14 protein-coding genes and 1 pseudogene are annotated in these 20,160 nt (G+C 51.6%); 12 read left to right on the plus strand and 3 right to left on the minus strand.

Annotation, left to right across the window (positions count from 1 at the left end):
- Positions 1 to 98 precede the first annotated feature (98 nt).
- The 4 genes from IEX98_RS01725 (at position 99) to IEX98_RS01740 (ending at position 9,166) form a co-directional block, all read left to right on the plus strand.
- A complete protein-coding gene (locus IEX98_RS01725; RefSeq protein ID WP_229691933.1) occupies positions 99 to 1,883 on the plus strand; it encodes a sensor histidine kinase in 1,785 nt (594 codons plus the stop codon).
- Entirely contained in the window at positions 1,861 to 3,462 is a 1,602-nt protein-coding gene (locus tag IEX98_RS01730; RefSeq protein ID WP_188887209.1) for a response regulator transcription factor, read from the plus strand. The genes IEX98_RS01725 and IEX98_RS01730 overlap by 23 nt, the downstream gene beginning before the upstream one ends.
- A gap of 113 nt (positions 3,463 to 3,575) precedes the next feature.
- Positions 3,576 to 5,261, plus strand: coding sequence for an ABC transporter substrate-binding protein (locus IEX98_RS01735; protein ID WP_188887210.1), 1,686 nt, complete (start codon positions 3,576 to 3,578; stop codon positions 5,259 to 5,261).
- A 239-nt stretch (positions 5,262 to 5,500) separates the two neighbouring features.
- Positions 5,501 to 9,166, plus strand: a complete 3,666-nt coding sequence (locus IEX98_RS01740; RefSeq protein ID WP_188887211.1) for an S-layer homology domain-containing protein — start codon at positions 5,501 to 5,503, stop codon at positions 9,164 to 9,166.
- Positions 9,167 to 9,254: 88 nt separating this feature from the next.
- Here the strand turns inward: IEX98_RS01740 and IEX98_RS29020 are convergent, their stop codons facing one another.
- Both IEX98_RS29020 and IEX98_RS29025 read right to left on the minus strand, forming a co-directional pair.
- Positions 9,255 to 9,902 (minus strand): discoidin domain-containing protein, encoded by a 648-nt coding sequence (locus IEX98_RS29020; protein WP_374705316.1) that lies wholly within the window; start codon positions 9,900 to 9,902, stop codon positions 9,255 to 9,257.
- Between the two features lie 30 nt (positions 9,903 to 9,932).
- A pseudogene (locus IEX98_RS29025) lies at positions 9,933 to 11,108 on the minus strand (glycosyl hydrolase family 8); the annotation flags it as partial.
- 522 nt (positions 11,109 to 11,630) lie between these two features.
- On the opposite strand from IEX98_RS29025, the gene IEX98_RS01750 reads away from it, so the two are divergent.
- The 3 genes from IEX98_RS01750 (at position 11,631) to IEX98_RS01760 (ending at position 14,528) form a co-directional block, all read left to right on the plus strand.
- On the plus strand, positions 11,631 to 12,734 hold the full coding sequence (locus tag IEX98_RS01750) for a metallophosphoesterase (RefSeq protein ID WP_188887212.1): 1,104 nt from the start codon (positions 11,631 to 11,633) through the stop codon (positions 12,732 to 12,734).
- 94 nt (positions 12,735 to 12,828) lie between these two features.
- A complete protein-coding gene (locus IEX98_RS01755; RefSeq protein WP_188887213.1) occupies positions 12,829 to 13,923 on the plus strand; it encodes a glycosyltransferase in 1,095 nt (364 codons plus the stop codon).
- The gene (locus tag IEX98_RS01760) at positions 13,920 to 14,528 is read left to right on the plus strand and encodes a glycerol-3-phosphate acyltransferase (protein ID WP_188887214.1); all 609 of its coding nucleotides are present in this window, start codon (positions 13,920 to 13,922) and stop codon (positions 14,526 to 14,528) included. The genes IEX98_RS01755 and IEX98_RS01760 overlap by 4 nt, the downstream gene beginning before the upstream one ends.
- Positions 14,529 to 14,884: 356 nt before the next feature.
- Here IEX98_RS01760 and IEX98_RS01765 read toward each other — a convergent pair whose 3' ends face one another.
- Positions 14,885 to 15,082, minus strand: a complete 198-nt coding sequence (locus IEX98_RS01765) for a hypothetical protein (RefSeq protein WP_188887215.1) — start codon at positions 15,080 to 15,082, stop codon at positions 14,885 to 14,887.
- Between the two features lie 142 nt (positions 15,083 to 15,224).
- Between IEX98_RS01765 and IEX98_RS01770 the strand changes: the two genes are divergently transcribed.
- The 5 genes from IEX98_RS01770 to IEX98_RS01790 all read left to right on the plus strand — a co-directional run bounded on the left by IEX98_RS01770 (position 15,225) and on the right by IEX98_RS01790 (position 20,156).
- On the plus strand, positions 15,225 to 15,890 hold the full coding sequence (locus IEX98_RS01770) for a ThuA domain-containing protein (protein ID WP_188887216.1): 666 nt from the start codon (positions 15,225 to 15,227) through the stop codon (positions 15,888 to 15,890).
- Positions 15,887 to 16,885 (plus strand): glycoside hydrolase family 88 protein, encoded by a 999-nt coding sequence (locus IEX98_RS01775; RefSeq protein WP_188887217.1) that lies wholly within the window; start codon positions 15,887 to 15,889, stop codon positions 16,883 to 16,885. Before IEX98_RS01770 ends, IEX98_RS01775 begins: the two co-directional genes overlap by 4 nt.
- Positions 16,882 to 17,841 carry a PfkB family carbohydrate kinase gene (locus tag IEX98_RS01780; protein WP_188887218.1) on the plus strand — a complete coding sequence of 320 codons (960 nt, stop codon included), beginning with the start codon at positions 16,882 to 16,884 and terminating at the stop codon, positions 17,839 to 17,841. The genes IEX98_RS01775 and IEX98_RS01780 overlap by 4 nt, the downstream gene beginning before the upstream one ends.
- Positions 17,842 to 18,078: 237 nt before the next feature.
- Positions 18,079 to 19,122, plus strand: a complete 1,044-nt coding sequence (locus tag IEX98_RS01785; protein ID WP_188887219.1) for a zinc-dependent alcohol dehydrogenase — start codon at positions 18,079 to 18,081, stop codon at positions 19,120 to 19,122.
- Between the two features lie 47 nt (positions 19,123 to 19,169).
- Positions 19,170 to 20,156, plus strand: a complete 987-nt coding sequence (locus IEX98_RS01790) for an SMP-30/gluconolactonase/LRE family protein (protein WP_188887220.1) — start codon at positions 19,170 to 19,172, stop codon at positions 20,154 to 20,156.
- Positions 20,157 to 20,160 lie beyond the last annotated feature (4 nt).

The following is a 20,160-nucleotide window of genomic DNA, read 5'->3' on the forward strand; positions in this document are numbered from 1 at the left end:
TTAGGATTGATAGTGTTTTGTTAGGGATATGACCGGGGGGAAGATGATCGATGCGAGGCAGATTAATAAGCATATTCCGAATCAAGCGAGGCTCGAGAATGAGTCTTTTTGCGAAAATGAACGGATTAATCATTCTATTGTTCATTCCGATTATTTTATTTTTCACGTATTCCAATCAGGTCTCGATTCATGTCATCGACAAGGAGCTCAAAGCTTCGAACATTAAGCAGCTATCGTTCTTGTCCAGTCAGATCGACTCGCGTGTCAATCAGACGATGGATTTCGTCGTGACCTTCTCAAGAGATCCCAACGTCCGCAAATTCAACGGCTTAAACATTTGGGATGACCGTTATGACAAAATGCAGACGCGATACATCATTCAAGAAAAGATGATGCTTCAATCCGGGGTGATGAATATTTGGCCGGTTCAATTCACGGTGTATTCGCAGTTAAATAAAGCTGCAATCTCCAATGCGAGCAGCATGGTTGAGTATGATGAACAGTATTTGACACGGAATGTAACGGGCAAATGGTCATACGGCGACGGCAGGCCGGTCCGGCCGGGAGAACCGCAAGCCTTTCACTGGTTCTATACCGATTCCTTCGGACAGCAAACGCTGAAAGGCAGCGATTTGGTCGTACAAGCCAGCTTTTACCCGGAAAATATTCAGAACATGCTGGATACCTACAAAGCCGGCGGACAAGGTGATCCGCTGCTGTACCGCAAAGGCGACGCGCCAATCTTGAATCGCAGCGCTGACGGGCCTCTATCAGAAGAGCTTGTCCGCTTTCTGGATGCGAAAGACTTGGGCGATACGATGCAGGAGGTGGTCGAGCTGGACCACAAGCGTTATCTCATCAGTTCTGTGAAATCGCTTTCTTTGGATTGGCAGCTGGTGGACATCGTGCCGCTCGATCAGATTGTAGGTCCGATCTCCTCCAGCCGTAATTTATTTTATTTGGCGATGGTGCTGCTGTTTATAGTCGGAATTTCTTCTTCCGTACTGCTGTACCGCAATGTCCAGCGGCCGATCCGGAAGCTGATCCGCGGCTTGCAAAGCGTACAGCGGGGCGATTTTAGCGTTCAGATCGACTCTAACGTCAATAATGAATTTGCGTTTTTGTTTTACCGGTTCAACGATATGTCGAAGCAAATTCAGAGCTTAATTGAGAATGTGCTGAATGAGAAGCTGCGGGCCCGCGAGGCGACATTGAGGCAGCTGCAGGCACAAATTAATCCGCATTTCTTGTATAACTGCATTGGTTACATGATCAATATGGCGCAAATGAAAGATGAAGGCGCTGTCGTCTCCATGGGGCATAACTTGAGCGCTTATTACCGGTATATGACTCGTCTGGAGCGGCCGACCGCATCGCTGCAAGAAGAGGTTCAGCTCATCATTAATTACTTGGACATCCAGAAGCTGCGCAACGGGCGGATTCATTACCGGATCGATATTTCCGAGGAAATGCTGAAGCAGCATGTTCCGCGGCTGATGCTTCAGCCGATCGTCGAGAACGCAGTCATTCATGGGGTTGGAAAAAGCTATTCGTCCGGGGAAATTCGAATTACTGGCGTATTGTCGGAATGCCGCTGCCGGCTTTCGATCGATGACGACGGTCCCGGCTTGACTGAAGAGCAGCTTTCATCACTTAACCGCAGTATGAGGCAGCCGCTGCAAGATGATATGGGCTATGGCTTCTGGAATACGAACCAGCGGATGATTCACCAATTCGGTGATCAATCGCAGCTGGTGTTCAGCAAATCGGAGCTTGGAGGATTGCGGACGGAGATCGTATGGGATTACAGCTCGCTGGAGGCGCAGCGCCAGCATTCCGCAAAAGAGGGGGAACAACCGCATGCAAATGATCATCGTGGATGATGAAGCACATTGGGTAGATAATTTATCGACGACCAAACCTTGGCATACGCTAGGTATCGAGCAGGTCCACAAAGCCTACTCCGCGCAAGAAGCGCTGCGAATTATGGAGGCGTATCCGATCGATATCGTTATCTCCGACGTTCTAATGCCGGAGATGACAGGCATCGAGCTGATTGAGATCATCCGCAAGCGTGACAAAAAAACCAAATGCATTATTTTATCGGGCTATTCGGACTTCGAATATACGAAGGAGGCGCTCCGCCACCAGGCTGTCGATTATTTGCTCAAACCGCCTATGGATGATGAATTGCTGGCAGCCGTAAAAGCAGCTGTCGAGCAATTAGAGGAGGAGTGGGGCAGTATAAGCTCTTACGAGCGAATTGAATCCACCCTTCGGGAAAACTTGCCGCTGCTGAGAGGCCAGCTGCTGCTGAACGCCTTGCGGGGAGAGCGGCTGCAGTCGAATGATTGGATCAGGAAGCTGGAAAGCTGCGGTCTGCCGTTCCGTTTCGGAGAAAGTGCGCTGCTGCTCGTCCGGATGGAAGAGGAATTTGGCAAATACCGCAACAAAGGACAGCATCTGATGGAGTATGCGATTCAGAACATGACCGAGGAGCTGTTTGGTGAATTTGCCCACGTATGGGGAGTGAAGGAGGAGCATGGCTATCTCGCTTTTCTCGTTCAGTATAAGGATGGAATTGACCGTGAAGGCACAGAGTCGAGGCTGGAGAGTGCTGCCATGCAGCTTCAGGCGAAGGTTAAGCAATATTTGAAAGGCGCGCTGTCGATCGTTATGACGGAGACCTTCGAATTTCCTGAGAGGCTGCCGGAGCGTTACCGCCATGCGCTGGCCTACTTTCGGCAGATCGTAGGCGATGAACGGGAATTCGTAATTCGTGCGGGAGAGGTGGAAAGCCCGGTGTCGAGCGGAGCTCTGGATGTTATCTATGCGCCGCCGGGGTTAAAGAGCCTGCTGGAGGCTGGCCGCTGGGAATCCGCCGAGCAGAAGCTGGGCGAGATTTTTGCAGAGCTGGATGGCCGCTGGTCCGATTCCTGGGAGCATTGCCTGGAAGCGGGCTATCATATCGCTTCGGATTTCGCCCATTATGCGCATCGAAGCGGCCATTCCCTCGCGGGGTTGCTAGGTGCAGATATCGAGCTGCTGCAAGGCGGGGAGGCGTTTTCTACCATTGGCAAGCTTCGAAGCTGGGCGTATAGCGCGCTGAGCAAGCTGAAGGAGGGAACGTCCAACGAGGTGAAGGACATACGCTCCGTCTACGTGAGGAAAATTCAAAGCTTCGTGGAGGCGAACCTGCATCTGGACGTATCGCTGCGTGCTCTGGCGGATCATGTCAATCTTCATCCGACGCATCTCTCTAAACTGTATAAGATCGAGACGGGCGAAGGCGTCAGCGATTTCGTATTCCGGCTGCGCATGGAAACAGCCTGTCACAAGCTGAAGACGACCGATAAGAAGGTGTACGAGATTAGTGCGGAGATCGGCTATTTGGACCCTGCTTATTTCATCAAGGTGTTCAAGCGGCAGTATGGAACGACCCCTCAGGAATTTCGGGAATAAATTGAACAACATGACAGAGTCCTATGGAAACTAAAAAAGTCATATAGATGACCTCCTGTGCCCGTTGGTAAAGTAGCGATAGAAATCATTTTACATCGTAGGGGGAAAATCAAATGGGTACATTCAAGAAGCTTTGGCTGCCGATCATTGCGTTGGCGCTTATCCTCTCCGCTTGCTCCGGCAATGCCGGCAATTCTGGCAGCAATAACGGAAGCAAGGAGGATCCGGCCGCAACAGCAACCGGAAGTGCTGCGGATCTTGCCTTCGAAAAAGGCAAATACGATCCGCCGATAGAGATCAGCACCGTCATTATGCCGCGTGAATACACAAAAGGCGAGACAAAGGAAAATAACGTGCATGACCGCTGGATGCTGGAAACGCTGGGTATCAAATATAAAAACACATGGTATCCTGCCGGGGGCGACCAATACAAGCAGCAGCTTCAGCTAGCGCTGACTTCTGGTGAGAAGCTTCCGGATTTCGTAATGGTGCCAACCGATGCCGTTCTGACGAATCAGCTGATCGATTCCGAGCAATTCATTCCGATCGACGAGCTGTTTGAGAAATATGCGAATCAAGCGTGGAAGGACCATGCCGCGCAGCATCCAGAGCTATGGTATCCGTTCACGAAGAACGGCAAGAAGTGGAATCTGCCGATCATGGAATATACCGACAATGACGATACGCTTCTATGGCTTCGTGAGGACTGGATGGCGAAGCTGAAGCTGGAGGCGCCTAAGACGATCGCCGATCTTGAGAACATTATGGACAAATTCAAAAACGAAAATCCGGACGGGCTGGCTCCTAAAGATGTCTATCCGCTGGCAATCTCGATGAAGAGCAACACGAATACGTGGATGGGCGGCCTCGACTGGCTGTTTGGCGCTTATGGCACTGTTCAGGAGCAATGGAACAAGGATGCAGACGGCAATCTGGAGTACGGCTCTGTTAATCCAGGAGCGAAGCAGGCGCTTGCCAAGCTGCAAGAGTGGATGGAGAAAGGGTATATTCATCCCGATTCTGCATTGTGGGACGAAGGGAAATCGGCGGAGATTTGGACGAAGGGCAACGCGGGTATTTTGCCAGGCGCGAACTGGGTTCCGGATTGGCCGGCTCCAGATTTGCTGAAAAACGTACCGGGCTCGCAATATAAAGCGTATCCTGTGCCTGCTGGCCCAGATGGGCTGATCGGCACCAAATGGCAAAACTCGGGCGTCAACAGCAGCTTTATGATTAACAAAGACGCGAAGCACCCGGAAGCGATTATTTTATACTATAACTATTTGCTTGATAATTTGGCTAATCCGGCTGTAGGAAGCAAGTACGAAAACGGCTTTGCACAAGGCTATGACTGGGATATGGTCGATGGCCAGCCGACAAGCGACAAAGAGAAGATTAAAGATTTCTTCGATAAATTCCCGTACATTACCGGTCCTGCCCGTATTCCTGATCTGTATATGAGCACGCTGGTTAAGCTGGCAAACGGTGATAAGCCGGAGACGCCTTACGAGAAGCAGCAAGCCCAATTCCGCAAGCCGGAAAACTGGTATGCCGCAAAAGTCGTGATGTCGCAACTTGATATCCGCAAGCAAAACTATTTTACGGGTGCAGCAACGCCTACGATGATCGAGAAATGGAATCTGCTCCGCCAATCCGAGCTGGAGACGTTCAACAAAATCGTTTACGGCAAACTGCCGGTAGATGCCTTCGATACGTTCGTCGCAAATTGGAAAGCGAACGGCGGAGAGAAAGTGACCAAAGAAGTGAACGAGTGGTTCCAATCGGTTTCGCAGAAATAATGTAATGCAGCGGAAAGGTAGAAGACCGGACCGCATCCAGGAAAAAGAGCCCCTACTTCCATTTACATTGGAAATAGGGGCCTTTTTGTAAGTGAATTGGGATGTTGCTCTAGCTTCTGAACATGTATGATTTATCCTCATTTTACGGGCTTTAGGTAATCTAGATTGAACTGGCTAACTTAATAATCTATTAAAATAACGGTAACGTGCGCATGACACTCTGTTGTTAGGATGAAGCGGTGAATTCTAACGATGGGGTGATGGGTTTGAACCGTTTAATAAAGAGTAAATGGTTAGTTTTGTTTTTGACGGTATTAGTGGCAGCGGGAGCGATAATTCCGGTTGCAGGTCCACGAGAAGCGGAAGCGGCGGGGGAAGCAGGTCCAGCTCCGGTTGAACTGGTGGGCAAAGGCTCGCATTGGAGCTATAGCGCAGAGGGAATTGATTATAGCGCGGCGATGAAAAACCCGTCTTTTGATTTTTCGAATTGGCAACTTGGTTTAGCCCCATTTGGCTACAAGGAAAAAAGCGGAGTGGGTACAAGCGATGTGGGAGTTGATCCGTTTGGTTCGGTAGCTACGATCATTAGCTTCGGAACGGATGCCAAGAAGAAATATCCGACGTCCTATTTCAGCAAAATCATTACAATTGATGATGTGAGCAAGTTTGATAGCTATCATATCACTTTTGGCGTCGATGACGGCTTGATCTTCTACGTCAACGGGACAGAGATCTACCGCGAGAGCTTGCCTGCAGGCGAGGTAGGTTATGGCATGTTCGCCACAACTTCATTCGCGGACCCTAAGGTTTATTCGCCTGATTTGAACACAGCGCTCAAAGCTGCTCTACATAACGGCGCCAATCTGCTGACGGTTGAAGTCCATAATCAAAGCTTGTCGAGCTCTGATCTGTATTTCGACATGATGATGACGGCTCTTCCGAAGCAGGATGAAGCTGGCGGAGGGAATCCGGAAGTGCCAGGGCAGCCAGAGGAACCCGGGCAGCCAGAGGTTCCGGAACAGCCAGGAGTGCCAGGCAAGGATATACCGCTGCTGTCCAAAAATGCAGCATGGAAATACCTGGATAGCGGCACAGACCAAGGAACGGCTTGGAGAGCCGCAGGCTTCGACGATTCAGAGTGGAAAAGCGGTTCGGCTCCACTGGGTTATCCAGTCGCCACTTCGACTGCACTGTTCGGCGGCATCAAGCAATTGATCAGCTACGGTCCATCCAGTTCCAAGAAATACATTACCTCGTATTTCCGGACGACTATTGAGAGTGCCGGCCTGTCCGATATTACGAAAATCGTCGGCCAATTCGGCGTAGACGATGGTGTTGTCCTTTACGCGAACGGATCGGAAGTGTACAGGTTCAATATGCCGGAAGGCGAGCCTAACTATTTGACGCTTAGTGCGACGACGCTAAATGATCCGTCTACGGAGACGGCGGACTTGACGCAAGCGTTGAAGGCCGTTTTGCATGAAGGCACAAACGTGCTGGCTGCTGAAGTTCATCAGCGCAGCGCCGGCAGCTCCGACGTTTATTGGGATATGCAGCTGATCGGCAACCCGCAGGCGACAGCACCTGGGACGCCGCTTGATCCGCATCCTACGGCGATTGCATTGACTTATAAAGGGGATCCAAGCAATACGCAAGGCTTTGCGTGGTACACGGATCCAGCCGTGACAGGTACGCAGCTGGAGCTTGCGGAAACTTCGAAGGTAACCGGCGGGACACTTCCGGCCAATGATACGATGTCATTCACCGGCGATAAGATGGAAGTGTATGTGTTCCAGTCGAGTGCAGATAAGAGCGCGGGCAAGAAGACGACGTATGCGAGCCATAAGGTGGCGGCGGTTGGCTTGAAGCCGGGCACGGAATACAGCTACCGGGTAGGGGATGGCGAGACGGGCCATTGGAGCGATATTCGCACATTTAAAACGGCCGACCCAAGCGATGATGCATTTACATTCCTCTATACGACCGACCCGCAAGGAACGACTGAGGCTGAATATGTGACTTGGAATCATACGCTTGAGCAAGGATTGGCGAAATTCCCGGATTCGCGCTTCATTACAGTGACGGGCGATTTGGTGGATAACGGGGATATTGAGAACCAGTGGATGTGGCTGCTCAATAAGCCGAAAAACATATTTGCAGAAGTGCCGCTTGTTCCAGCGCTCGGCAACCATGAGAGCAAGCTGAACAACAACTTCTGGTATCATTTTGACCTGCCTAATATTTCGTACACAGGAGCGAAGCCGGATGGCTCGGTATACTCCTTCGACTATGGCGATGCACATTTCATGGTTATGAATACGGAATATAATGAAGTGAACGGCGTTGACGTCGTGTACAAGAAGCAAGAGGAATGGCTTCGTGCAGAAGCGGCTAAGAGCGATAAGAAGTGGAAAATCGTCATGTTCCACAAATCGCCTTACTCGGTAGCAAGCCATACGAATGACAGTGACGTTTTGTTCTTCCGCGAAAAGCTGACAGCTCTGTTCGATGAGATTGGCATCGACGTTGTTCTGAGCGGTCATGACCATACGTATACGAAGTCGTATCCGATGTACGGCAATGTGCCGCAAAAAAATACGCCGACCGATGCGGACGGCAGTTTGCTTAACCCGAAAGGCACAATGTATCTGGTGAGCAATGCAGCAGGCGACAAGCGGTATACGCCAAAAGCGGGACCATTCCCGTTCGCGGAGAAATACGGCCAGCCGAATAAGGAAATGTTCACCGGTGTGACGGTTACGAATGACCAAATTTCATTCGACGTATATACGACTACGGAGACCGGTACGACCGACCGCTACGATCAATTCAGCATCAAAAAAACGCAGCCTGCTCCGAATCCGGTGCAAGATGCAAAAATGAGTAAAATCGAGGATGGGGCAGCAACATTAACTTGGTCCGCTCCAACAGGCGGACGTGACATTACCGCTTACCGGATCTATGAACAAACGGATCAATTGGGTGCGAACTGGTCTGTACGCATTCAACCGGAAAGCGGAAAAGCTTCATATGAGTATGCACTCGCAGGCTTGGATACAACGAAATCCTATAAGTTTGTCATTAAAGCGGTAAGCGACAAGGATAACTCTGCTCCAGTTATCGCGCAGGCAGTAACGGACCCGGGCAACGGAGGCGGAACAGACCCGGGCAACGGAGGCGGAACAGACCCGGGCAACGGAGGCGGAACAGACCCGGGTAACGGTGGCGGAACGAATCCAGGCAATGGAGGCGGAACGAATCCGGGCAACGGAGGCGGAACGAATCCAGGCAATGGAGGCGGAACGAATCCGGGTAACGGTGGCGGAACGAATCCGGGTAACGGAGGCGGCACAACTGAGCCGAAGCCGGTTCTGACTGATATCGGCAGCCACTGGGCGGAGTCAGGCATCGAGAAGGCATTGGATAAAGGGTTCGTAACGGGGTATGCCGACGGCAAATTCCGTCCGGACAATAAGACAACTCGCGCTGAGTTTATTACGATGCTGGCACGGGCACTTGAACTGCCGGCGGCAGGAAAAAACAGCAGCTTCACAGATCAAGGCGCTATTCCGCAATGGGCACAGGAAACGATTGCGAAGGCGGTCGAGCTTGGACTTATCGGAGGCTATGCCGACGGGACGTTCCGGGCGAACGATCAAATATCACGTGCCGAAATGGCAGTTATTATCGTACGTGCGGCCGGCCTGAAGGTTGAGCCAAACGCTTCGCTATCTTTTGCAGATGCTGGTCAAGTACCGGCATGGGCAGTCCCTTACGTAGCTGCAGCTTATAAGGCGGGCTATATTTCAGGCGTAGGCCAGAACCGGTTTGCTCCTAACGCTAGCGCGACGAGGGCTGAGGCGGTTACGCTGATTCTGAAGCTGTTGTCCCAAAGCGGGAAATAGTTCATTGATTACGGCAGGGTAACAACGGAAAAGGCGGTGCGGGGATAATCTCCCTGCACCGCCTTTTTTTTTCGCCGATTTCTATGAATTAAGAGCCGTACACTTCAAAGTCATAGAGGGAATAACCATAAGCGGTTCCTCTTGCTGAACAAAGCACCCGGACGTACCGTCCGCTTTTTGCCGTGAACGTCAGATCGTCGATTCCGCCGTCACCGGTCGTTGTGGAATAAGCGTCCGTCCATGAGGAGGTGTTGTCGGATACCTGGATTTTATAGCTTTTGCCGTAAGCAGCCTCCCAGTTTAATTTAACCCGGTTGACGCTTTTCGTTGATCCAAGATCGACATAAATCCATTCATTGTTGCTGCCTTCGTTGCTGGCCCATCTTGTGGATGAATTGCCGTCCGTCGCTTTGTTTGCCTCGAAACCGGTTCCTTCTACAGAACTGGCCGTTGCGGTTTTGTTCAACGCGAGATTGGTGCCGGTGGACGGAGCCGAAGTTGTTGTCGCCGTTGCGGTATTGCTGTTCGGCGAGAGGTTTCCTGCCGCATCAATCGCTTTCACCGTATAGCTATAAGCTGTCGAAGCGGTTAAGCCGGTATCGCTGTACGTTGTGCCAGAGGGCGTTCCGACTTGTGTGCTGCCGCGGAATACGCGATAGCCCGTCACTCCCACATTGTCGGTCGAAGCCGTCCAGCTTAAGTTAATTTGGCTGCCGGAGACAGCTGTGGCGGTCAGATTGGAAGGCGCAGTTGGCGCTTGTGTATCGGTCGGCGTACTGCCGGCAGTCGGCTTCCACCAGTTGCCCGAAATAAACAGCATGTTCAGCAGGTTATAGGAATCGCTGAAGTAGGATTCCTTCTTATTCTTCATCCAGTCCCAGCCGGAGTTGACCCAAGCCTGATGGGCGGTATTCGTAGTAGCTGCCGAGATGAATGGCGATACGAATACGGCAGTCGCGTAGCTGCCGCTCGCCGTCCCGTTCAACTGATAGCCGTCTTTAATATTGCCGGGACTGCCGCCCGTATTGCCTTTAATCCATACCGCCATCTTGTTCGCGATATCCCGTCCGCGAGTATCGCCGTAAAGGGCGTAGTCCATGACGATCCGGAGCGGAACCCGGCTGGCGTTGTAAAAGTATTGATTCGTTTCCGGAAACTCATCCAGGTAGTTTTGCGGAGCCGGTTTAGGCGGATTGTCGACAACGAAGTCGGAGATCAGCCCTGTAGTGGAGGAGTAGGTGTTCGAGAACTGCGTGTACACGCTGTACAGATTATTAATAACGTTCAACCACGTTTGATCCCCCGTTACTTCATGGAAAGCTCTAAGATGGGAGAGCATCCAGTCGGAAGGGCGTGTATTCAAGGCGCTTTTCGAATCCCAGTCGCCAAGGTTCAGTCTGTTGTTCGTCGTTACGTTGCTCGCTTTAATTCCGTTCGTAATCATTTTTTTGGCTTCTTCTAAGTAGTTGATCGTACCGCCTGAGCCCCACTGACGATCAGCAAGAATTAGGGAATATGCAATATCCAGATCGCCATCCGTAGCGGAGGAGAAGTGGCCTTGAGCGCTGCTGCTGTCCGCTACGACCCAGCCCATCAAGTTGGCATTAGTCGAGCTTTTGAACGCTCTGGCGGTTTTGAACATGCCGTCATAAATCGTTCTCGCATTGGCATCGTAGCCGGCCATCAAAGCTGTGATTACCATGCCATAGCCTTGCCCTTCCGAGGTGCCGAGCGGGGTGTAGCCTTCAGCACTGCCGGTAATATCACCTTTCACATAGTAGCCGCCAGGCAGGGACGACAGGTTGTTTTTCACATACTTTCCTTTCCAGTAGTCGTAGTAGCTAGCGACGGCGCTGTTCATAGCGGCTTGGGTCACATGGTTGGGCTTAATAATGCCGGGATAGCTGACTTGCTGCGGGAAAGGCTTCAATTCACCGGCGGCATGGGCCTTATTCTGGAATGGAGCGGGAGCGCCGAGCAGTGTGACAAGCATTGTGAGACAGAGAAGAGCAACACCAAACTTTTTTGATTTGCTGCGGTTCGATTGTTTCAAAATGAAATTCCTCCTTTTATTAGGTTGGAACTAAACTTGACCTCGGTCGCTGCCCTCCTTTCAAACGGTTGCATTTTATAAATTAAAGCGCTTAAACTTTTAGTCCAAAAAAATAGCTTAAGCAAACTATGTTTAAGCGCTTTAACTTTAGTGGTAACAAAAAAAGCAAATCAGTTGATGACGGACGGAGCCTGCTGCACCGCGGGATCAGCCAAGTTACTTCTGCTTTCCATTTGTTGAATGTTGATGATTGTAAAAAGAATTTATCATATGGAAATTGTTTATGTCTACACCAATATTAATTTTTTGTGAAAAATAGGACTGTAAGCCCTCCATGCCAGCTTAAGCGGAGTTTCCGGACAAACCCTATTAAATGCTATACTGAAAGCAGCATTCAGAAGGAGGACAACGATGTTTATCGCAATCGGCATTGTATTTTTGGCGTTATATGGACTCATCGTGTTTTATATCGGATGGAGCGGCTGGTCGTGGATGAAGCCGTCCTGGTCGCGCCGCTTCCGGTTCATTTATGGAGCCGCGTTAGTCTTTCTGGCAAGCTCCTTTATTCTCGCCAGAGTGTTCGGCGGCTCTATCATTCTTAATGTAATCGGCAACTATTGGCTGGCCTTGTTCAGCTTGCTCGTTATGCTGCTGCCGCTCGTTCATCTTATCGTCTGGCTGACGAGACTTACCCGGCTTCCGCGCCATAAGGTGCAGAAGTGGGCGGGTATCGTCACGCTGGCCGTGCTCGCTTTTCTTATGGGTTATGGCAGTTTCCAAGCCTATAGTCCAACTGTTCGTGCTTATTCCATTGCGATTGATAAAAAAGGACCGGAGAACGGCAAGCTTAACATCGTAATGGCTTCCGACATGCATTTCGGCTATTTATCGGGCAAGAATCACGCCATTCGCATGGTGAAAGAGATTAATGCGCTGAAGCCGGACATCGTTTTGTTTCCCGGCGATCTGATTGATGATGATATCGTGCCTTACAAGGAGAAGGGCATCGGCGGCATTTTGGCGGGCATCGAAGCGCCTTATGGCGTGTTTGCCTCATTGGGCAATCATGACAAGTTCAACGGCGATATAAGCGAATTAATCGCTCTTCTGGAAGAGAGCGGGATGCAGGTGCTTTACGATGAAGCCGTCACTGTCGGCGACTGGCTGACGATTATCGGCCGCAAAGATGCCAGCGACAAGGGGCGATCGGAGCTATCCGAGCTGACCCGCGGAATGGATGAATCGCAGCCTATATTCCTGCTGGATCACCAGCCGCGTGGCTTTGATATCGCTCAGCGTGAAGGCGTCGATCTCGTCGTATCGGGACATACGCATCACGGGCAAATTGCGCCCGGCAATCTCATTACACAAAGGCTGTTTGAGAACGATTGGGGCTATCTGCAAAAAGCTCAGCTGCATTCCATCGTCTCTTCGGGATATGGCTTCTGGGGACCGCCGATCCGTATCGGCTCACGTTCCGAGATCGTGCAAATCGAAGTTTCTTTTACAAAATAAAGGCAAGCTAACTTTTAATCCGGAGCAAGCTCAGACGCAAAAATAATATGGTTCCATCCCTCATATAGATAGAAAGTAGAAGGGGGATCAGAACATGTGGATTATTATTCTAGTGTCGGTCGGCTGTCTCTCCGGATTTTTTTTGTTCAAAAAAAACACATTGCCAGTCTACCCCGAGCCTTATCGCGGCAATCGGAAATTGTCCGTGATCATCCCGGCAAGAAACGAAGCCTGCAATTTGCCCCATTTGCTCCATTCCCTTCAATCGCAAACCGTCCCCCCTTACGAGATTATCGTTGTTGACGATTTCTCAGAGGACCGGACGAAGGAAATAGCGGAAAGCTACGGCGTCAAAGTCATTGCCGGCAGCAGCCTCCCCTCAGGCTGGACGGGTAAAAGCTGGGCGGTATGGAACGGATATTTGAATGCATCGGGCGATGTGTTTGCTTTTCTCGACGCGGATATCCGCTTGGCCCCTCAAGCGCTGGAAGCTTTGCTGAAAGCGAGGGAGCGGACTCGCGGCGTCGTATCGGTCGTGCCGTTCCATCATACGGAGAAACGGTATGAGAAGCTTGCTCTAGTCATGAATATGCTGGGCATCTTTGCGTTTACGTCAAAATTTGAGCGGAGCAATCCGCAGAAAGGGCTGTACGGCTCTTGCATACTGGCCTTGAGGGAAGATTATGAGCGGATCAATGGCCATGCCAGCGTTAGAACCGAAGTATTGGACGATCTGCTGATCGGTTCGAAGTTTATCGAGGCGGGAATACCGGTCACCAATTTTATCGGCTATGGCCTCGTCTCGTTCCGTATGTACCCGCAAGGCATTCAAAGCGAAATCGAGGGCTTCAGCAAAGGAGCGATATTAAGCACTTCGAGGCTAAGCCCGTGGACGATTATTCCGATCGCCATCTGGGTAGTGGGACTGCTCGTGTCTGAAGCGATGTTTTTGGCCATCGGCACCTCGTGGTTTATTCCGATGCTGGCAGGCTATCTGCTATACATGCTCCAATTCATTTATTTTAAAAAGTATGTGGGTAAATTCGGTATCGTCATTCCGGTGCTGCATATTATCGCTGCTTTGTTTTTCATTGCCGTCATGCTGTATTCGGCTTATCAGGTCGTATTTCTCGGGCATGTAAGATGGAAGGGAAGGAAGATCCGGGTGGGAGGCCGACGGGAGCAATGATCATCTGGTTGACCGTCTGTTCGTTTCTGTCGGGTGCTCTCATGTTCTCTTACTGGCTGGGGCTTGCGGGGAGAAAAAATTTGAAAACGGTAGGCGACGGCAATCCCGGCGCTTTGAATTTATGGAAAGCTTCCGGTTACAAGCTGGGCATTGCCGGCGTGCTACTGGACTTTCTGAAAGGCTATATTCCGCTGTTCTTGATCATTGAGGGCGGATATGGGGAAGGGTACGCCCTTATTCCACTTGCCCTCGCACCTATACTGGGTCATGCGTTTAGCCCATTTCTTAGAGGCAAGGGAGGCAAGGCAATTGCGGTTACATTCGGTGTCTGGAGTGCTTTGACCACCTTCGAAGGCGCTTTAGCGTACGCCGTTCTGCTGGCGCTTCTGGCGGCTGCCAGCCGTTTGCATGCGAGAACGAATACGACGTCGTCACGGGCCGACGGCCTGCAGGTTGTCAGCGGCATGCTGCTGCTTTCCGTTTATTTGGTTGCCAGAGCATTCTCCCCGGCCATCCTGTGGGTGTGGTTCGGAAACTTCGTCATTCTATTGTATACGCATCGAAATGAATTGACCGCTTTGCTGAAAGAACGCCAGGGCGGCTGATGTAGATGCAGATGTAGATGCAGCGCTACAGTAGAAATCATCGCTTATCGTTATAACTTTGCTCCATTGCAGCTTCAGCTTCAGTTTCAGCTTTTAAAGACAATTAACATTTAATATAACGAAACGAAAGAGAAAGTCGCATTATTTACCAATACCGGTTTTCTCTTTCGCTTCGTTTTGCAGGTATTATGCTCGATAAGGAGCAGCAGGGGTTTCTGTGATATGGAAAACCTTCGGGCAGACCCCAACAAAATGTAAACATACATTTTGATTCGGCTCAAACAGCCCAAAAACGGCCTCAAAATGCAAAAGTGCATTTATAATCGCCCGATTCGGCTCTATTTCTTCTTTTTAGGTCAATCAGCCTGCACTTTTGCATTTCGATGCGATAAATCGCCCGAAAACCGGCCTACAAACTGTATTTTTACATTTTGATTCGCTTCGCTCTGAATATACAGCTCAGAGCCCCGATAATTGCGCAGCAGCTTGCCCGCTAGTACAAAAGCCGATTGTTCCCCTAGAACAATCGGTTTTTTGCGTTGTCTAACCTTCATTGTCATCCAAGAAACGTACAGGTTTTACGAAAGATGTGGGGTACTGCCCGCTTTTAATTGCCTTTATGATGAACGTACATGAGGAGAACTCATGCAACAGAACAGGCAAAGTTGTCATTCAAGTATGGCGAAGGGGTGACTTATGTATAAAATTGCGGCAGTCATAGGCGATTATTATCATCGCGAGGACATGATTCAATCTGCGCTCATGTCCGCGGTGCAGGAAACTTTCGGCGGGAAAACCGCTGTTGATGTATGGATAACCGATGCGCTCGAGCTGCCTCAGACGTTAGCGAAGCGGCCTGATCTCGTCGTACTGTTTAAGGAAAACCGCGTTGATCCGGAGGGAGATAAATCGGCTCTATGGATGAACGAAGCCATTGCCCAGTCGATTACGGCTTACGTTAAGCAAGGGGGCGGTTGGCTGGCCTGGCATTCTGGCCTGGCATCCTATCCGGAAGACGGAGCTTATGTCGATATGCTGCGGGGCAGCTTCGCATCGCATCCGGAGCTTCATGAGCTGGTGGAATATGAGGGGAACGGGGTTCAATTCACGATCAAGGACGAGCATTACTTCGTCCATTGCGACGAATCGCGAACCGAGGTTTACTTGCGCTCCACATCGGTTGACGGGAGCTCTATCGCCGCGTGGCGTCATTATTACGGAGAAGGGCGGGTATGCGCGCTGGCCCCGGCACATCGGCCGGAAGGGCTGCAGCATCCGAGCTTTATCGGACTGCTCGGCGAGGCTTTGGCATGGTGTTCGGGCACAGAGGAGCACGCCAATTCTAAGGAGGTTAAAGGATGAGCCCTATTACGGATTCACATACAGCCGATGCGGAACGAATCGCACGGGTCAAACAGGCGCTGCTTAGCATGCAAAGGTATTCCTGGGAGCAGGGAGTTGCCGCGCAAGCGCTGCTGGAGTCTGGCGATACGGAGCTGGCCTTCCTGCTCGCGCGAGATGCAGTTAACCGCCAAGATACGTCCGGCAAGCTTGGCGTCATGAATGACGGCTATTCCGTCACGGATTCGGCTGCCAACGGCGAGGCCGTCGCACGCGCGGCTCAAGCAACGGGCGACCCGCTATTCATAAAAGGCGCGGCAAGCATGCTGGACTGGCTGCTTCACCACGCACCTAAGACGGAGGAAGGCATCTTACGGCATGTAATCGACAAGCCGCAGGTGTGGATTGATTCCTTTTATATGGCACCGCCGTTTCTGGCCATTTCGGGTCATTTCGACGAAGCAGTGAAGCAGATCGACGGCTATCGCAAGCTGTTATGGAACCCGGAAGCGAAGCTGTTCGCTCATATTTACGATGACGAGGCGCAATCGTTTATCCGGGAGGCGCATTGGGGCGTAGGCAACGGCTGGGCTGCCGCTGGCATGATACGCGTTATAGCAAGCTTGCCGGATAGCTTGCCGGAGGAACGGGGGCGGATCGCAAATTATTTGCAGCAATCCATCGACGGCAGTCTGGCGCACTTGCGCGAGGATGGGCTATTCCATGACGTAATGGATGATCCGTCAACCTTTGTAGAGACGAATGCTGCACAGATGGTGAGCTATTCGATTTACCGCGGCGTGCTGCTCGGCGTACTGGATAAGGACTACATCCAATTTGCAGATCGAATGCGGGCGGCTGTACATGCACGGGTTGACGAGAATGGTTTAGTGCAAGGTTCCTGCGCGGCACCGTTTTTCGACCGGCCGGGAACGGCTCCCGAGAGCCAAGCGTTCTTCCTGCTGATGGAGAGTGCGGCCAGCCAGTATCGGGAGACGGAGGGAGACGCGTCATGAAGCTGGATGTCATTTGCTTAGGTGAGCTGCTGATAGACTTCGTATCGACGGCAAAGGATGTTGAATTAATTGACAGTCCCGGCTTTGTAAAAGCACCGGGAGGAGCTCCGGCCAATGTGGCCGCAGGCGTAGTGAAGCTGGGAGGCACGGCTGGATTTATCGGCAAAGTAGGCGATGATCCGTTTGGCCATTACTTGAAGCGGGTGCTGGATGAGCTGACGGTAGATACCAATTGTCTGGCGCTGGACAGGGAAGCCCGCACGACCTTGTCATTCGTCGCGCAAAAGCCCGACGGCGACAGAGATTGCATGTTCTATCGGCATCCCGGCGCAGATATGCTGCTGTCCGCCGCGGATATCGACGAGGCGTATATGAGCCAAGGTGCTATTTTCCACTACGGCTCGATCAGTCTGGGCAGTCCGAGCAGCAAGGAAGCTACGCTGCAAGCGCTGGCTTATGCCCGCGAACATGGGCTTCTTATTTCATACGATCCGAATTTGCGGATGGATTTATGGCCGGATCAGGAGTATGCCCGCAAGGAAATCAACGAAGGCTTTGGCTACGCGGATATCGTTAAGATTAGCGAGGAGGAATTCCGCTTCATTACGGGATGCTCTACGGTAGAGGAATGCGGACGTTATATTATGGAACGCGGGCCGAAGCTGGTCATCGTTACACTGGGCAAGGATGGCTGCTACTATACGAACGGCGAACTGAGCGGCTATATCGAAGGTTTTAAAGCCGAAGTCGTGGAGACGACGGGTGCAGGTGACGCGTTTGTCGCAGCTGTGCTGCAAGGTTTGGCAGAGAGGAAGAAGGCCGGACAGCCGCTATTCGACGAACAATTGCCCCAGCTTCTCCAATTTGCCAATGCAGCGGCTTCGCTAGCTACAACGCGGATTGGCGCGATTCCTTCCTTGCCGACACGGGAAGAAGCATTGGCAAGGCTGGGCTAATGGCGGAACGCTTTGCCGGATGCTAGAACGCTAGAAGGACAGCGGGAGTGATAGGCTGAACTGCGGCATTCGATTCGCGCGAAGTGAAGCGTATCGAGTTCAGGTGGCTTTTTGAAGATTCCTTCCATCGGTTTCGCAAGAATAAACCGGATGGAATCAAGAATGGCACCTGAACCGAAACGCGCAGCAGAGTGTGCTTTTAGGCACGAAAACTGGAAAAGGAGGAGCTTCCCTGCGATGAAAAGCTTGATTGTAGATAAAGACGGACAGCTCTCTGTCCGCGAAATAGCGAGACCCTCGTATGGTCCTTATCAGGCGCTGGTGAAGATGGTCAGCTGCGGCATTTGCCGCGGTACGGATACGAAGCTGATCCATGGCGAATTCAAGGGCTTCGATACGTATCCGGCTGCTTTGGGTCATGAGGGCGTAGGCCGCGTCGTCGAGACGGGAGCGAAGGCTCGAAATTTACAAGTCGGAGATCTTGTGCTGCTGCCGTTTTTGGAAGGCGAGACGGACGGTATTCATTCCGGCTGGGGCGCTTTTTCCGAATATGCGGTAGTGGGCGACAGTCAGTCTCTGATTGAGGATGGAAAAGGTCCCGGCTCGCCGGAGTTTTCCGAAGCCTATTGCGCCCAGCAGAAGCTGCCGCCGGATATCGATACGACGATGGCGCCGATGATTGTGACGTTTCGTGAAGTGCTCAGCGCATGCAAGCGGTTCGGCTTTCATCCGGATGCCAGCATTGTTGTCATCGGGGCGGGCCCCGTCGGGCTTGCTTTTATTACCTTTGCCAAGCTGCTCGGCATGGGTCCGGTCATCGCGGCAGTAACGAGCGAGACGAAAGCCGAAGAGGCGCAGCAGGCTGGCGCAGACTACGTCATCAACAGCAAAGTCTCCGATCTGACAACCGAAGTCCGGGCGATATGTCCGGATGGCGTTGATTTCTCGGTAGACGCTGTAGGCAAAAACGAAATTATTAATCAAAGCATGGAGCTGCTCGCCCCATATGGACATATTTGCTGCTACGGCATTTCATCGGAGACGACCATGCAGTTGGATTGGAGCAAAGCTCCATACAACTGGCATTTGGACTTTAACCAGTGGCCATCCAAGCTGGAGGAGTCACAGAGCCACCGTCAAGTGTTGAGCTGGATGAACAGCGGCGCGCTGCGGGCGGAGCAATTTATCTCTCATGTGTATGGATTTGACCGGATATTGGATGCTTTCGAGCAAGCTGTCCAACCCGGCGGTATGAAAAAAACGATTATTACATTCGAATAGCCGGGCGGAAACACAATCAATGCCCGGTCTAACAGGAGGCTAAACCTATGAATACACCTCAATTGTTTGCTTTATTGCCGGAAGAGCATGTCACGACACCAGACGGAATGGCGATTGCAGCTGATGGAGACCTTGTACTGTCTTGTCCTAATTTCGCAGATCACTCGCGTCCTGCCTGTCTTGTCAAGATCAATGCGGATCGTCAGGTTCGCAAATGGGTAGAGGTTCCTGTTCACCCGGACACCGGTATTGCCTGCCCGATGGGCATTGCGTTTGGCCCGGACGGCGACATTTATGTTTGTGACAATCAGGGCTGGTCGGGTTCTCCGGAGGGCAGTTTTCAAGGCCGTATCCTTCGGCTTCGTATCGAGAACGACCAAGTCGTCTCGACGACCATTGTCGCCCAAGGCATGGAGCATCCGAACGGCATCCGGATTCGCGACGGGTATATGTATGTGACGCAAAGTGTGCTGACGAAGGTTCAGGACCCGACTGGTCTGCTGCGCAGCTGCGTCTACCGCTTCGGCCTAGACGAGGAGGGTATCCAAATTCATAACAATCTGGACGATCCCCATATGCTGACCTCGCTGCTGACGCTTAACGAAAACGATCAGTACGGTGCAGACGGCATCGAATTTGATCCGCAAGGCAATCTGTATGTCGGCAATTTCGGTGACGGAGCCGTTCATAAAATTACGTTCCATCCCGACGGTTCCGTGAAGGATAACATCGTCTGGGCAAAAAATCCGGAACAGCTTCAAACGACGGACGGGATGGTGATGGACGAAGCCGGCAATCTCTATATCGCCGACTTCTCCGCGAACGCTATCGCTAAGGTCTACCCGGACGGAACGGTAGAGCGTTATGCGCAAAGCCCGGACTCGGACGGCTTCCAAGGCGAGCTGGATCAGCCGAGCGAGCCGATTATCTGGAACGGGAAGCTGATCGTTTCCTGCTTCGACTTGGTAACAGGCCCAGGCAAGGTGAATACGAAGCATGAGCTGCCGGCTACGATGTCAGAGCTGGATCTATAGAGGG

Origin of the sequence: Paenibacillus radicis (ex Gao et al. 2016) (assembly GCF_014641555.1) — a bacterium.
In the GTDB taxonomy this organism is placed as follows: domain Bacteria; phylum Bacillota; class Bacilli; order Paenibacillales; family Paenibacillaceae; genus Pristimantibacillus; species Pristimantibacillus radicis.